This is a genomic window from Acinetobacter sp. YH01005 (assembly GCF_013420465.1).
Lineage (GTDB): Bacteria > Pseudomonadota > Gammaproteobacteria > Pseudomonadales > Moraxellaceae > Acinetobacter > Acinetobacter amyesii.
Genome location: NZ_VOYA01000007.1, coordinates 155,949 through 171,703 on the forward strand (window position 1 = coordinate 155,949; position 15,755 = coordinate 171,703).

General features: G+C 40.0%; 16 protein-coding genes. 11 read left to right on the forward strand and 5 right to left on the reverse strand.

Going from position 1 to position 15,755, the window contains the following annotated elements; all coding sequences use genetic code 11:
• Positions 1–224: 224 nt before the first annotated feature.
• The 5 genes from FTT72_RS06905 to gmk form a co-directional block, all read right to left on the reverse strand.
• Positions 225–419 (reverse strand): bacterioferritin-associated ferredoxin, encoded by a 195-nt coding sequence (locus tag FTT72_RS06905; protein WP_078192519.1) that lies wholly within the window; start codon positions 417–419, stop codon positions 225–227.
• Between the two features lie 217 nt (positions 420–636).
• A complete protein-coding gene (locus tag FTT72_RS06910; RefSeq protein WP_078189365.1) occupies positions 637–1,020 on the reverse strand; it encodes a RidA family protein in 384 nt (127 codons plus the stop codon).
• Between the two features lie 52 nt (positions 1,021–1,072).
• The gene (locus tag FTT72_RS06915; protein ID WP_180178086.1) at positions 1,073–3,178 is read right to left on the reverse strand and encodes a bifunctional (p)ppGpp synthetase/guanosine-3',5'-bis(diphosphate) 3'-pyrophosphohydrolase; all 2,106 of its coding nucleotides are present in this window, start codon (positions 3,176–3,178) and stop codon (positions 1,073–1,075) included.
• A 218-nt stretch (positions 3,179–3,396) separates the two neighbouring features.
• Positions 3,397–3,678, reverse strand: a complete 282-nt coding sequence (gene rpoZ, locus FTT72_RS06920) for a DNA-directed RNA polymerase subunit omega (protein WP_067762989.1) — start codon at positions 3,676–3,678, stop codon at positions 3,397–3,399.
• Between the two features lie 76 nt (positions 3,679–3,754).
• Positions 3,755–4,378, reverse strand: coding sequence for a guanylate kinase (gmk, locus tag FTT72_RS06925; RefSeq protein ID WP_078189363.1), 624 nt, complete (start codon positions 4,376–4,378; stop codon positions 3,755–3,757).
• A gap of 133 nt (positions 4,379–4,511) precedes the next feature.
• Here gmk and ispH point away from each other — a divergent pair, with 133 nt between their 5' ends.
• From ispH to trmD, 11 genes are all read left to right on the forward strand, one after another.
• Positions 4,512–5,462: a 4-hydroxy-3-methylbut-2-enyl diphosphate reductase gene (ispH, locus tag FTT72_RS06930; RefSeq protein WP_168378169.1), complete on the forward strand. Its 951-nt coding sequence runs from the start codon at positions 4,512–4,514 to the stop codon at positions 5,460–5,462.
• 165 nt (positions 5,463–5,627) lie between these two features.
• Positions 5,628–6,116, forward strand: a complete 489-nt coding sequence (locus tag FTT72_RS06935) for a Tfp pilus assembly protein FimT/FimU (protein ID WP_180178087.1) — start codon at positions 5,628–5,630, stop codon at positions 6,114–6,116.
• A complete protein-coding gene (gene pilV / locus FTT72_RS06940) occupies positions 6,116–6,625 on the forward strand; it encodes a type IV pilus modification protein PilV (RefSeq protein ID WP_180170707.1) in 510 nt (169 codons plus the stop codon). Before FTT72_RS06935 ends, pilV begins: the two co-directional genes overlap by 1 nt.
• Complete coding sequence (locus FTT72_RS06945; protein WP_180178088.1) at positions 6,625–7,596, forward strand: PilW family protein; 972 nt, start codon at positions 6,625–6,627, stop codon at positions 7,594–7,596. The genes pilV and FTT72_RS06945 overlap by 1 nt, the downstream gene beginning before the upstream one ends.
• A complete protein-coding gene (locus FTT72_RS06950) occupies positions 7,596–8,405 on the forward strand; it encodes a hypothetical protein (RefSeq protein WP_180178089.1) in 810 nt (269 codons plus the stop codon). Before FTT72_RS06945 ends, FTT72_RS06950 begins: the two co-directional genes overlap by 1 nt.
• Before the next feature lie 25 nt (positions 8,406–8,430).
• Entirely contained in the window at positions 8,431–12,909 is a 4,479-nt protein-coding gene (locus FTT72_RS06955) for a pilus assembly protein (protein WP_257233408.1), read from the forward strand.
• An 11-nt stretch (positions 12,910–12,920) separates the two neighbouring features.
• Positions 12,921–13,418 carry a type IV pilin protein gene (locus tag FTT72_RS06960; RefSeq protein WP_104852628.1) on the forward strand — a complete coding sequence of 166 codons (498 nt, stop codon included), beginning with the start codon at positions 12,921–12,923 and terminating at the stop codon, positions 13,416–13,418.
• Position 13,419: 1 nt separating this feature from the next.
• Positions 13,420–13,878 (forward strand): type IV pilin protein, encoded by a 459-nt coding sequence (locus tag FTT72_RS06965; RefSeq protein WP_104852627.1) that lies wholly within the window; start codon positions 13,420–13,422, stop codon positions 13,876–13,878.
• A gap of 138 nt (positions 13,879–14,016) precedes the next feature.
• Positions 14,017–14,274, forward strand: a complete 258-nt coding sequence (gene rpsP / locus FTT72_RS06970; RefSeq protein ID WP_078189354.1) for a 30S ribosomal protein S16 — start codon at positions 14,017–14,019, stop codon at positions 14,272–14,274.
• A gap of 17 nt (positions 14,275–14,291) precedes the next feature.
• Positions 14,292–14,840 (forward strand): ribosome maturation factor RimM, encoded by a 549-nt coding sequence (gene rimM / locus FTT72_RS06975; protein ID WP_078189353.1) that lies wholly within the window; start codon positions 14,292–14,294, stop codon positions 14,838–14,840.
• A 42-nt stretch (positions 14,841–14,882) separates the two neighbouring features.
• Positions 14,883–15,623, forward strand: coding sequence for a tRNA (guanosine(37)-N1)-methyltransferase TrmD (gene trmD, locus FTT72_RS06980; protein WP_180004770.1), 741 nt, complete (start codon positions 14,883–14,885; stop codon positions 15,621–15,623).
• Positions 15,624–15,755: the final 132 nt, after the last annotated feature.

A 15,755-nucleotide genomic window follows, 5' to 3' on the forward strand; every position in this document is an offset into this window, starting at 1 on the left:
TAATCAATATAAATTCGATATTAGAATAGAAATATCTTAAACAACAAAGTGTAATTTAGCGAGTGTTTTATAGAACAGCAAATGAAAATCACAATCAAAATAAGGCGCTAATTTTCAGGGCTTTAATAAATAAAAACCCGCTTAGAGTCAGAAGCGGGGGAGGAGGAATGGTCTGAGACCATTGGTTTTATAATTATGATTGTTGAGAAAATTTAAAGCTTGGCTTATGCAGCAATTGCGATACGGGCTGCAATTTGCGCAACTTCATCACTGATGATCATACGTGCTTCAGGAGCACAGCGACCACAACAGGTGCCTAAATCGAGCATATCGCGAACTTCACGATAGCTTTCTGCACCATTGGCAATTGCATCTTTAATGTCTTGATCAGTAATACCACGGCACAAACAAACGTACATGAAATCAAACCAAGTGAATAAATGGGATAAGTAATATTATTGATAATTATTATCGTTTGTCAATAAAAATCATCTAAAAATACTTTTATGCTGATTGAGTTTTTGAATAAAAAATGTCATTTAAGCGGAAATCTGAGTAATGCTCAGATTTCCGTATGAGACTTCTATTCTTTTAGAATTTGATATTCAGTGATGGGCTTAAGCGGTGTTTACTAACTTATTGATTAATAATAACCACGCCATCCATTTCTACTAAAGCGCCTTTTGGTAGGCTAGCTACACCGAGTGCTGCACGTGCAGGGTAGGGTTGAGCAAAGTATTCGCCCATAATTTGGTTGACCAATTGGAAGTTAGAAAGGTCAGTGAGGAAAATATTCAACTTAGCGATATCTGCTAGCGTACCACCTGCCGCTTCACATACCGCTTTTAAGTTGTCGAATACACGGCGAATTTGAGCTTCAATGCCTTCTACCAGCTCCATGCTATATGGATCTAAGCCAATTTGACCTGATAAATACAAAGTGTCGCCCACTAAAATGGCTTGTGAGTAAGTACCAATTGCAGCGGGTGCATTTTCAGTATGGATTACCTGGCGGGACATCTATTTCTCCTATTATCATCACAGACACGTCACATATACATATGGTGTCAGGTTAGCTGGCAACTTTCGCAGGCTCAGCAATGGCAACAGGTTGTGCCAAACGACTGATGCGTGGGAAGCCAAAATGCATTCTTAAATTACGGATAATTTCGGCAATTTGTTTACGATTGTGTACAACAATATTCACATAGGTTTTTTCTTCATGTGAGCGGACAGTTTCTACACCTATTTTTTCTTTACGGCATAGATAGATCAGTTCTGAAATTTGCTCATCATTTAACAGCATGTTTAAGCATAAATAGGCTGTAAAACTAATGTCTTCACTGTCTTCTGTTGTCCAGTGTAAAGGCATGATATTTTCAGGATGTAAATGCTGTTCATGCAATAAATTATGACAACGTGAACGGTGCACAATCAAACCACGACGTGATAAATGCCCTTGTATTGGATCACCTAAAACCGGGTTACAGCAGTGCGCATATTTAACGTCGACACCATCTGTGCCCAAGATCAAGCGTGCAGAATTTGAAGTCTGAATGGTGTCTTGAGCATATAAATGATTAGCAACCAATTGCGGTAATAAGTCACCCACGGCAATCTGTTCAAACAATTGTTCTTTATCATTTAAATGACGCCAATTCAGCACATTTTCCCAATCGGCTAACGTCAAATCACTCACAGAACGGTTAAAGAGTTTTAAAGCGCGATTTAAAGCTTGCTGTCCAACTAAGCGTTGTTCATCTTGGTCTTGGTCACGGAGGATATTTTGTAATGCACGACGGGCTTTTTGGGTATTAATAAAGCTTAGCCAGTCAGGGTTTGGTGTTGCAAGAACATCAGTGATAATTTCAATCACTTGACCACTCAGTAATGGTGTTGAAAGGGGCTTGGTTTCCCCATCAATTTTCGCACCAACGGCATGGTTGCCCAAAAATAAGCTTGCTGAATAAGCGAAATCAACCGCTGTGGCACCCTGAGGGAGTTCATGCAAATGACCGTGTGGGGTGTAGACCCAAATTTTTTCTTGATGTAGATAATCGAGTAATTCACTAAATGTGGTCTTGGCACATGCGCCATCGACTAACACGTTTAAATTTTGCATGGAGGCTTGGATCGCTGAGCGACAAGCTTGTGGTGCATTTTCACCGAGAACCACACCAAAGCGCGCTGCTTTGCGCATCAGCTCCGTTTGGATGGTCAGCGATAAAATGGTTTTTTCACCTTTTAAGCGCATCATCAGTGACTGGTTGCCACCAGGGAGTGGGCGACGGATATGATCGGCGTAATTTAGAACTTTAAAGCTTTCTTTGAGGATATCAGCAAGTCGGTCACAGTCTGCAATGCTTTGTAAAATAATTTCAAAGGCATGACTATGGGTGAGCTCTTGCAGATCAATATCGTTTTTTACAAAGTGACGAAGTAATTCAATATTATTATTCTTCTTTTTAATTCGACCTGAAATATGGTGTTGTTCTAGTAAGGCGGTGAGGTTATTTTCCCACTTGGTTTGGTATTCGCAGCGTTTCGGTTTGGTTTGTAATAAAGCTTCTTGAACATTGTTATACATATCTAAGTCGAGATTTTGATAACACAAATGTTCAAGGTTGTCGGCCATTTCATTCATACCGACAAGGCGTGCCATAGGCACAAAAATTTCAAAGGTCTCTTGGGCAATACGAGCACGTTTGTCAGGGCGTAAAGCACCCAGTGTGGTCATATTATGATAGCGATCTGCTAGTTTAATAATAATGACACGTGGGTCTTGTAGTGTGGCTTGCAGAATTTTACGGAAAGATGCTGCCTTATTATATTCTTTATCACTAGAGTGGCTGAGTTTTGTGACGCCGTCGACGAGTTCAGCAACGGTCAGACCAAATTTTTCAGTAATATCTTGTTTGGTAAATTCAGTATCTTCGATGACATCATGTAGTAAAGCAGCCATTAAAGTTTCCGCATCAAGACGCATATGCGCCAAAATACAGCTCACCGCAATCGGGTGAAGGATGTAGGGTTCGCCACTTTTACGTGTAATGCCATCATGGGCAATATCCGCATAGTCGCAAGCTTCAAGCACGCGTTCGACATCACTTACTGAAAGGTAAGCGTCGATGATCACATTTAACTGTTGCTTGGCTTGGCTGACCATTGGGCCTGGCATAGAACACCCTTTTACTACTAATTTACAAATGAAACGGTTAATACTTTAATGAAATGCATATCGCATGACTTGTCAATTTTTTAGTTTAAAAAAATGAAAATCTTTTTTGCTTGCTTTGCACTTCTTAAGCTTATGTTATAACTGTTCTGAGTAAAATATTAAAGAGAATCCATAAAAAAAGCCTAGTTAAAAACTAGGCTTTTAAGGTCAGGTTTATCTTATTGGAAAGAAAAACCGTCTAAGTTTAGGTTATTTGCAGAAAGTGCAAGGTCTAAACTTGAAGTTTGGTAGTCTTGTTCACGTTGTTTCAAAATGTCTTTAGAAACGTGACCCGCTGCGATTTCACGAAGAGCAACAACGGTTGGTTTGTCATTGTCCCACTCAACAGTAGGTTCGATACCTTGACGTGCCAATTGACGCGCGCGTTTGCTTGCCACTAGTACAAGCTCAAAGCGGTTGTCTACATGGTCTAAACAATCTTCAACGGTTACGCGTGCCATAAGAATTCTCGTTTGAATATAAATTTTTAACAGACTGTGCAGTATAAGGTGCTTTGTCTATAGACTCAAGTTTTAATCACTGTTCCGTAGGGGTGATTAATTTCTCAATCAGTTTTTCATGGCGCATGGCTTGTTGTTTTAAAACAAGACGATTAGCAATAATCACGGACTCTAAGTCATGCAGTGCTTTATTAAAGTCATCATTAATAATGACATAGTCAAAATTAACATATTGCTGCATATCTTCTACGGCACAGCTAAGACGATGTTCAATGACTTCGACAGAGTCTGTACCACGATTGGATAAACGTTGACGTAAATCGAACTGACTCGGAGGAAGAATAAAAATTTGTCTAGATTCAGGAAAAAGTTTACGAACCTGTTCAGCACCTTGCCAGTCAATTTCAAGTAAAACGTCATGACCTTTGGCCAATTGTTCTTTTACTGTGCGCTGTGCAGTACCGTAATAATTACCAAAAACTTCTGCATATTCAATGAAGCCGCCTTCATTTACCAAAGATAGAAAATCTTCTTTTTTAGCAAAATGGTAATGTACGCCGTCTAATTCGCCAGGACGCTGACCACGAGTGGTATGAGAAACAGAGACATGTAAATTGTTTACACGTTCAAGCAGGGCTTTAACGAGGGATGTTTTGCCCGTTCCCGAAGCAGCAGAAACGACAAACAAGAGACCCGACATGATATTTTTCCTGATATGATAAAATATCTTCTCTATTTTAGAGCAGACGCGCGCCAAACAAAATAGTCAGACGTCTATTGTTTACATTTATTTCAAGTGATACCCGTAAAATTGAGTGGGCATTGAGGATTCTATGGAAATTGTTTTAGCTAATCCACGCGGTTTCTGTGCAGGTGTTGATCGCGCCATCGCGATTGTGAACCGTGCACTGGAATGCTTTAACCCCCCAATATATGTGCGTCATGAGGTAGTACATAATAAATTTGTGGTGGACGACCTGCGTCAACGCGGTGCGATATTTGTGGATGAACTGGATGAAGTGCCAGATGACAACATTGTGATTTTTAGTGCGCACGGTGTATCTAAGGCAGTACAACAAGAAGCAGAGCGTCGTGGTTTAAAAGTATTTGATGCGACCTGCCCTTTGGTGACCAAGGTGCATATAGAAGTGACCAAGTATGCCCGTGAAGGGGTAGAAGCCATTTTGATTGGTCATGAAGGTCACCCTGAGGTTGAAGGGACAATGGGCCAATATGACACCAAAAATGGTGGTTCGATTTATTTGGTTGAAGATGAACAAGATGTTGCTGATCTAAAAGTGGTGCATCCTGAAAAAGTAGCGTTTGTAACTCAGACAACGCTTTCTATAGATGACACAGCAAAAGTCATTGATGCCTTACGTCAGAAGTTTCCTGAAATTCAGGGGCCGCGTAAAGATGATATTTGTTATGCTACTCAAAACCGCCAAGATGCCGTACGTGATCTTGCCGAGCAATGTGATGTTGTACTGGTTGTGGGTTCACCGAACTCTTCGAACTCGAACCGATTACGTGAATTGGCTGAACGGATGGGTAAGCATGCCTATTTGGTAGATAATGCAGATCAGTTGCAACAAGAGTGGTTTGATGAACACACTAAAATTGGTGTAACTGCAGGGGCATCTGCACCTGAAATATTAATTAAACAAGTAATTCAGCGCCTACAAGATTGGGGAGCAAAAGCACCGCAAGAGCTTGATGGCCGCGAAGAAAATATTACATTTAGTTTGCCAAAAGAGTTACGTATTCCTGTAACTCAAGCATAAAGTGTTAATGACTTAACATTCTGAATTTTTTTAAGAATTGACAGATAATTGCTTTTTGGCAATTATCTGTTTTTTTATGCCTTTTATCCTAATTTGTGTTTTTTTTGTAATTTAATTAGATATTATTTTTAATAGGGTAAAGTTTGGCGCGCCTTGGGGGGGAGTATGCAGAAAAATAAAGGATTTACGTTAATTGAGCTGATTGTGACGATTGCTGTGATGGCGATTATTGCGACTTTAGCTGCGCCTTCGTTTGGGAATTTATTGATTAAAGAGAATCTAAAAACTACAGCTTTTAATATGCGAGATACTTTGAAAGAAGCCCGTAGTCGGGCATTACTGAACAGAGCCTCTACTGTTGTATGTACATCGTTGAGCAAATCTGCTTCTGCAGTTTCTCAGGATACATGTGGTGGAAATCTTGCGAATTATTCAACAACTATGTCATCTTCTTTAAAAAAAGATAGCGTTCTTATTGTGAATGTAGAAAAGAAAATTAATGTTAAAAGTACATCGAATGATATTTTTGTATTTTCGGCTCGTGGAAACTTAACAGCTTCACAAACAATCACTTTTTGCTCTTCTGCCGGATCATATGTATTAACGGTTGGCATCCCCGGAACAGTTGAAATTACACAAGGAGGAGCCTGCTAATGATTGGTTTTTCTAGCCAAAAAGGTGTTGGGTTGATGGAGGTTTTGGTTGCGATGTTAATCCTTGCTATCGCAATCTTGGGCTATGCGGCGCTGCAAGTTAGAGCGACAGCAGCTACTGAAGAATCAATTAAAAGGGCAGATGCACTTATTTTGCTGAATGGGCTCGCAGAAAAAGTAAGGCTTAATCCGACAGGTAATTATAAGGCAGCTGTACCGAGTTCTTTGCCTAACTGTGATAGCGGTTGTAGTGCAGTGAATCAGGCGCTTTATGACTTAAAACAATACAGTGATGTAGCGGTATCAAAAGGGATGAAAATTGGCGTAATGAATTGTTTGAATACTTCGGCTAGTCAGGAGCGATTATGTTTAATTGCTGCTTGGGGGGAAACACAGCCAATTACTGATGCTAAAGCTACTCCAGATGCTCCCGCAGTTCAAAATGCATGTTTAAAAGTAGATGGTAAATATGCCGATGATTCTAGTTGCTTGGTGCTGGAGGCGTATTAATGAAAACATTTAAACAGGCTGGTTTCACGTTAATAGAATTAATGATTGCAATCACGTTGGGCCTGATATTGGTTGCTGTGGCAATTCAAATGCTTATCAGTGGGCAGCAAAACTATCGGATTCAATCTTCTGCTGCATCTTTGCAGGATAGCGGCTTATTTGGGATTAATTACGTTACGAAGAATATCCGTTTAGCAAACCATGGCAATGCCAGCATTATTAATGATGCATCATTGTATGGTGGTATTGTGTTAAGCAATCAAACAAGCAGCACAGCTACTCCTCCTGCAGATGGTAATTTAAAAGGTTTGAAAATTGGAACTTCATTGTTGACGGGTAATAACTTAGTATCAGCAAGTGTGAATAATGACAGTGCTTATAGTGCTTTTCCAAAGAGTGATCAGCTGGTGATTATGTATCAAGCACCTATGGATACTTTTACATGTGATGGTAAAAAAGTACGAGGGCCAATAAAAACAAGTACAACTTATGCCAAAGGCTGGTATGTCATTGAGCGTTATTACATTAGTAAGGATAGTTCTAAAAGTGAAGCAAACTTGAATTGCTCCTCAAGTATGTTTCTTGCAGATGGAGAAACTGTTCCACAAACTTATGAGTCTCAAACTATTAATGCTGTAAATACACTGACAGCAAATTATGCAGCAAATGCTGGTGAAATTATTGCAAAAAATATTGAATACATGAGAGTGCAATTGGTTGTTCGCAATACCAATGGTACTACACGCACTTTAGGTGTGAATGACTATAAAGCAATTACGACATTGCCGCGCCCAGCGGTAATTGGGGTGAATCTAGGCTGGCTTGTACGTTCTTCAGAAAAAGTCGCAATGGCTGAAAAAACAGAATTCAAAGTTTTAGATCAGACGATTACTGCGGCAAAAGACGGTTATCTGCGTCAGGTTTACACCACAACAATTGCAATCCGTAATGGTGGATTGGGGGATATCTAATGATAAATCATTCAAAACACCAGCAGGGTGTAACCCTCATTACAGTATTGATTTTACTGATATTAATCACAGTTGTTGGCCTATATGCTATCCGCAATAGTATTTTTAGCTTAAAGCTGGCGACAAATGCTCAAGTCCAAACCTTATTAATGCAGACTTCTGATGTTGCATTGGATCATTTAGAAAAAAACTTTAATGCCAATGAAAGCACAAACTTAGCGGGTACACCTATTGGACAAGTTTTATTAGATGGCAACCAGGGTAAGGAGCTGCAGTTTTGTTTTAAACCAACAGAAGTAGAAAGCAGTGCTGCTAAAAATAACATGTTCTTTAATCTTGGCGACTTTCGAATTATTGAGCGTGCTTCGGCGACTGCTGCTAAAGGTGTAAGTGCTGCGCTTTCTGGAGATATTGATGCGGTTTGTAATCCAGCAACAATGTTTTCTATCAGCCGTAAGGCGATTGTGACGCAGGTTTCTGTTGTTAATCCAGATGATCCTGCAGTGGAAATGCGTAAATTTGAATTGACCAATAAAAGTACAGATTTAAAGGCGGATGTAGATACCAAACGTATCCGTGTAGTTGCGACATCGTTTGCTCCTGCTATGGCTCCATCGGTCACTCTTACAGAGATGGAAGACTGTTTGAAAGGGAGTGTAATGGATGATCTGTTATTAAAAAATAGAGCTGATAGTACAAGTGGGCAAGTTAAAGTTGAAACTTTGCATGAGTGTCTAAATCAGCTGGGTGTGCCGCTAAATACGCAAGTTGCAGAATATGTAGTCCGCTTAACCGAAGCAAAAAATTAAGCACTGGAAGATTGGGAGAAGAGAAATGAGATTAAAACCCCTTGTAATAATGATGGCCTTGCTTCCAGTGATGGCAGTACCAACAAGTACAGCAGTCCTTGCAAGTGACTTGAGTCTGTATAGAGGAAATACGACTGGTAAGACTTCAATTTTACTCATGCTGGATACGTCAGGGAGTATGGGGATTAGCTCACTGGTGTTGCCTAATAATAATACATTAGGCAGTCCTGGTGATGTCGATCCACAGTATGCAAATACAGCCACACCAATGTGTGATAGAGTAAATGTTGATGAAGGTGGGGTATTTAAGCAATGGGCATATAATGCTTTAGATAAGCGTGTTGGAAGTGATACTTATAATAAAACATCATTTAAGAAAACTGTAAATATTAACGGTCGAGTAATTTCATACTATTTACGTGGTTGCGGTAATCCAAGTATTGATTCTGCTGGAAAATTAATTGAGTCTTCTACAGGTAAATTTGATCGTTTATCTCGTTTAAAAGATGCTCTTATTCAATTGTTGGCTGATAGTAGTATTCCTAATACTACTTATATGGGGTTAGGACATTTTTCTGCAAAAACACCTTTAACCGTAGGAACTACAACCAACAAATTAGTTGATGGTCACTCTGGAAGAATATTAGTTCCAAATGCACAACTAAATGCAGCCCAAAGGGAGAAATTGATTTTACAGTTAGTGAGTCTTAAATCAGTCGATACTACAACTAATGAAGATGGTACAGCAAACGCTAATTTAAAATTATCCAGTACAGCCTATCCAGATATTTTTAAAGCCTCAAGTGGTACGCCAACAGCTCATGCTTATGCTGAAGCAGCAGCCTATATGATGGGAACGACTACAGGACAGGATTCTAGCTTACCTTCAACAAGTACAATCTTGTATGATGGTTATTCTGTGATGCAAAAATCGGATGATGCAACTAAACAAGTTTATTATGTATGTGTCGCATTAGGTACTGAACGTCCAACTGCATTAGGCGCAACCGTGATGGCTTGTGATAATGAGTGGAACAAGAGCGAGTCGGATTGGTACGATGCAACAAATAAGCGCATGGGCTCAACAATTAAAATTTACAAACCCAATGGTAGTGGAGGTTGGCTACAAGTAACACCAATAGAGTTGAAAAATACACAAGATGTGGGAGATATGAATTCTCTATGGGAAACTCATGCAAAATTACCTGTAGGTTGGCGCTATGGTGGCTGGATGAAACTTGCCCATGAACCGATGGATATTGAACCTATTGGTGGTAAGGTTTGGGCAAATAAGGGAGCAAATAATCTAGTTTCTTATCGTACTAGTCCTTTTTCTATAAAAACAGGTACCATTACAAACACAATTACTACTGAAGGTTTTCAAGATTGTCCATCAGGTTTTAATATCTTGAGTGGTTGGACGTCACTGTGTGTTCGATCTGGCGATTGGGAAAGAGCGGCAACACAAGATGAAATTGATAATAAACGTTGTGAAATACCTGTTATCGGTGAAAATCCGATTCTAAATGCTCGTAATCCACAAGGAGCATTTCATTATGAAACATATAATATGAACGATAATAGAACATATTATGATAAGAAAAAGTGCAAACAAAAACAGTATGCAGTTATTCGTCCATGGGGGGGAATTACGCAAACAGTTTCGACTTCAGGACCAATTGATAATAATTATGGCGGTTTTGCCTATTCAGCAAGTGATACTAAGAATGGTTCAGTTTATAAAACAGGTGGATCAACCAGCAGTTGTGATGGTAATGGCATTTATTTTTTAACAGATGGTTCACCAAACTCTACAAAAGATTCAATGGCACAAACCATTATGAATACATCGTTAAATAATGATGATTCATATAAGTTCTCTGCCAAACCTTCGGGTACAGGTGTTTTAGTATCCCCTAATTTAAATTCAGGTTTATTTGCAGGAGAAACAGGGGGATGGGAGTATATCGGGGAATACGCAAAAAAACTCCGTAATAGGACAGATCTTTCCAATACACAAAAAAATCCTGCAGATATGAACATTAAAACAGCTGTGGTTGGTTTTGGTGCCTCATTTGCAGGTTTAACAAAAAACACAGATGGAACATATAATTGTGCGAGTGCGCCAAATAATGATGCAAAAAACGCTTGTTTATGGGGGAGTAAAGCATATGGAGATGGCGGTTTTTACTATGCCGAGAACTCAGAAGATATTAAAAATAGTATTATTAAATTTGTATCGGATGTAACAGTTGGTTTTACCCCTTCAAGCTTGGGCTCTATTTCTGTACCGCGCGATCCTTTAGATCAGACTAAGTCAATGACTGAAGGCTTTTTCCCAATGATTATGCCAATGGAAGATTCTACCTTTCGTACATGGGCTGGGAATTTAAAGAAATATAAAATTCTTGGCGGTACGCTGAAAGACAGCAGTAATAATGCAATTTATAAAGTTGAAAACAATCAGCAGGTTATTAACTCATCTGCAAAAGATTTATGGTCTACCGCGGCTTCTGGCTCTGACCATTCATTAATTAATAGTGGTGGTGCATGGAATAAAATTCCTGTTCCATCTACAGCTTTGGCTGAAGCAGACTCAATCAGCAATGTAGATAGTGAGCGTAAAGTCTACATCTTAGATGGCAGTTCTTTAAAGAAAGTGACTAAGACAAATCTGGCAACTAATACTACTGGTACAGATGCACTGAGCGGGACTTATACAATCAACCAGCGCCTAGCTTTATTGAATTACATGGGTTATCAAACTGCATTCCCTGCAGCCGCGACACAGACAACTTTAACTTCTACAGAAATTAATACGCTCGCAGTAAATCCGGCTAGCCCATATAGATTCCTTGGTGGGGTGGTGCATTCAACGCCGCTCATGGTAACAAAAGAGTCAACAGTAACTTCTAGTAATGTTGCGGATACACGTAAAGAATATACAGTTTATGGGTCAATGGATGGCGGCTTGCATATTGTGGATGCTTCGACAGGTAAAGAGCAGTCGGTATTTGTTCCGCCAGAAATTATAACGAATCAATATGATACGTTGGCTGGTAAAGATTCAAAAGGGGTGGGTAGCCTGTCGGGTATAGCTTATGGTGTAGATGCGCCATGGGTAGCGGACAATACATTTAAGGTGCAAATTACTAAGTCTGGTACAGTTTCAACCACAAAATATGTTGCCAATAAAATGAATATTTATGGCGGTTTACGTATGGGGGGAAGTGGGCTTTATGGATTGGATATACTTAATCCAGCAAGTCCGAAGCTATTATTCCAAATTAAACCGACATCAACAAATGAATTTCAGCGTATGGCTCAAATCTGGGCTAAACCGACTATTGCTGAAATTCGTGTCAAAGGCGAACGTAAAAAAGTCTTAATTTTTGGCGGCGGTTACGATGCTGATGTTTATGAAAAACCAGCGGCTACTTTTACAGAGCCGTCCTCAACTTATGGCAACGCTTTATATATAGTAGATGCTGCAAATGGTAACTTGATCTGGATGAGTAGCTCAAATGGCTCAGGAATTAGTGACAGTTATAAGAAAACGATTAATAGTGATATAAATTACAGTGTTGTAGGGCAGCCTGTGGTACGTGATTATGATGCCGATGGTCTTGCAGACATGATTTATTTTGCAGATTTAGGTGGACAGATTTTCCGTGTAGACTTGAATAACAATAATCAAATGTCTGCAACTGACAATACTAATATTGCGGTGCGTGTGCAAACCATAGCGAAGTTAAAAGATGGAACATTTGTACCGCGTTTCTATGACCGTTTATCTACGGCAGTTTTTGATGATGGGCAAAACCGCTTTGTACTTGTGACAGCAGGTTCAGGTAATCGCAGTTTTCCTTTGGAAGCGGAAGTCGGCGGAAAAAACAAAATCTACGGTTTAATTGACCGTGATGCAGCAGCCAATGGTTTGGAAAACTCGAGTTTTACATCTGCTGCGACTATTTTGCCAGCGAATTTGGCTAATTCAGGCATACTTGGCAAAACGGTTTCTAAGCAAATTTCTGCTGCTGATATCGCTAATATGAAATTAACAACTGGTAATACTATGCTTCGTGGTTGGAGTTTTGAACTACGTTCAGTTGATTCAGGAAATTATGCGCGTGCATTTGAAGATTCACAGCTTATTACTGGTGATTTATATGTCAGCCTGTATGATCCGAAAGCGACATTGACTGGAACTGTAAGTGGTTGTGGTGGTGGTGTGACAGGTATTTCTACGACTCACCGTATTTGCATGCCATATGGTGACTGTGCTGCATATGTTAAAACTAGCTATCAAGGTATTAATGGCCCTGCCTTTGGTGCTGTTTCCTCTACTGATCCAAGAACAACCATGTTGGTTGGACCTATTGCGGAGACACAAGAATCTTGTGTCGGAAATTGTAAGCCTGCAAATACAACTTTAACAGATCAAAATCTGTATAAATATAGCCAGGCACGTAAGATTAAGCCTGTCCGCTGGTTTGAGTGGTAAGGGAAGTATGTATGGATAAAATTAAAAATACTGCAGGCTTCACTTTGCTTGAATTGATGGTTGTTGTGGTGATAGTTGCAATTTTTGCAGCTATCGCTATACCCAGTTATCAAGCATATGTTGCTAGAGCGCATAAATCAAAAGCACAGTCAGAAATGCTCAAAATTGCTGAACGGTTGGAAAATTATAAAGGCAAGCAATTAAGTTATGCGGGCTATGTTCCAGATCATCAAACGGCTACGAAGGGTGAAATCAATATTCCATATGATTCAGGAACTGATTTTGATTATCAAATCAAATTAGTCGATATCAATGATTCGACCATTGCCTTGGAAGATTCTACTGTTGGGCAAGGGTGGAAAATGATTGCGGTTCCAAATCAATTAAAAGGAAATGCACTGAGGGCTTCTCAATATTTATTATTGGATTCGCGCGGCGTAAAATGCATGACTAAAGACGCTTTAACAGTTTCCAGCACCAGCTGCACAAATGGGGAAGATTGGAGATAGTATGAGAGGGTTTAAAGGATTCACTCTTTTAGAGTTGCTGATTATCGTTGTTATTATCGGAATATTAGCAGCAGTTGCATTGCCTTCATATCAAAGTTATGTGAAAAGAAAAAATCGTCTAGAGACTCAGAGTACAATGATGGAAATTGCACAAAGGTTGCAATCCTATAAGTTGACCAATGGAGATTATGGGGTAAGTAATTCTACGTCGAGTTATGCGACTAACCCATTAAAAAATCCAGCTATTTATGGGCAAACAGTATCACCAAGAAGTGGTCCTGCATTGTACAATTTAACGATAACAGCTTCTCCAAATGCATCTTGGACAATGACAGCAACACCTATATCAACAGGAATGCAGAAAAGTAACGGAGCTTTGACTTTGACACATTCCGGAACACAGTGTTGGTTCAAAAAAGATGATGCTACGGGCAATTGTTTAAGCTGGGCCGATAAATAAATTCAAAATTGTGGATAACTAACTTTTGATCTTTCATTCAGGGCAAACTTCGCGTAAAATATTGCCCTCTATGAAAGGGGTTTGAAATGTATCGATGGTCGGTACAGGGATAATCCGTAAAAACTATAAGGTTCTATCATGGTTGTTATTCGTCTTGCACGCGGTGGTGCTAAAAAACGTCCGTTCTATCAAATCATTGTGACTGATAGCCGTAATGCACGTGACGGTCGTTTCATCGAACGTATCGGTTTCTTCAACCCTACAGCTCAAGGTAAAGCAGAAAAACTTCGTTTAGATGCTGACCGTTTTGCTCACTGGGTTTCACAAGGTGCTCAACCTTCAGAACGTGTTGCTTCTTTAGCTGCTGAAGCTAAGAAAGCTGCAGCTACTGCTTAATTAGTAGTAGGTTACCCATGACACCAACACAGAATGTTCCCGAAGATCGTATTCAGATTGGACAGCTACGTTCAGCATATGGATTAAATGGGTGGCTCTGGGTCTATTCCAATACAGAACCTATGAGCAATATTTTTGACTACCTCCCTTGGTACATTGAGACCAAAGCAGGTTGGCAAACAGTAGATGTAAAACGTTGGAAACCACATGGCAAAGGCTTGGTTGTTTCGCTAAAAGGTGTGAGTGATCGTACCGCGGCAGATAACTTGGTTGGCGCAAATATCTGGATCTCTAAATCGCAACTGCCTCAAGCAGGCGTGGACGAGTATTACTGGTCAGATTTGAAGGGCTTAACAGTGTTAGGTCTTGGAGAAGATGAACAAGAAGTCAACCTCGGTCAAATCCACGAATTGTTTGAAACAGGTGCTAACGACGTGATGGTAGTTCGCGCTACTGCTGACAGTGTCGATAGCGAAGAGCGAATGATTCCATGGCATAAAGATGTAGTACAGCGTGTTGATCTCGAAGCTGGTCGTATCTACGTAAATTGGGGCGTAGATTATTAATCCTTTAAGGATTGACGCAGCAGGAAAATAGAGGAGTCTGCGATGTTTTTTGCAGTCATTACGCTTTTTCCTGAAATGTTTGAAGCGATTACAGCCTACGGTATTAGCGGGCGCGCAGCAAAACGTGACATTGTGCAAGTTCATTGTATCAATCCACGCGAATTTGCTGAGGGCAACTACAAAAGAGTGGATGAGCGTCCATTTGGTGGTGGTCCTGGTATGGTGATGATGGCTGAGCCATTAGCGAAAGCAATTCATCGTGCCAAAGAGCTTGCCAAGCAAGCGGGTGCTGTTCATGTCCCTGTGGTGTATATGTCGCCGCAAGGAAAGACCTTAAATGAACCTGCAGTACAAGATTTCGTCAAATATGATGGATTAATTGTATTGTGTGGTCGTTATGAAGGTGTAGATGAGCGTTTGATCCAACAATATGTTGATCAGGAATGGTCAATAGGCGATTACGTTTTATCTGGTGGTGAACTCCCTGCGATGGTTTTATTGGATAGTGTGATTCGGAGACTTCCGGGTGCAATGTCTGATGAACAATCACATGTGCAAGACTCATTTGTGGATGGTCTTTTAGATTGCCCACAATATACCAAGCCAGACCATTTTGAAGGTTTAGATGTTCCTGAAGTATTAAAATCAGGACATCATGCCAATATTGAGAAATGGCGGTTTTTGCAGCGATATCAACGCACTTTAGAACGCCGACCTGAGTTGGTTGAAAAAGTTGAATTGACCAAGCAGCAAAAGAAATGGCTAAAAGATTCCAAGGTTTAATTTTTTAAATCTTATATTAGGCTCTTTATGCATTGAAGCGGTCAAGCATAAAGGGAAAGTCAATCGGGTCTATGCGCTTTAGCCTCTAGCCCCAGCGATGATTAGACCTCTTCTAACTCGCATAATCGGAGA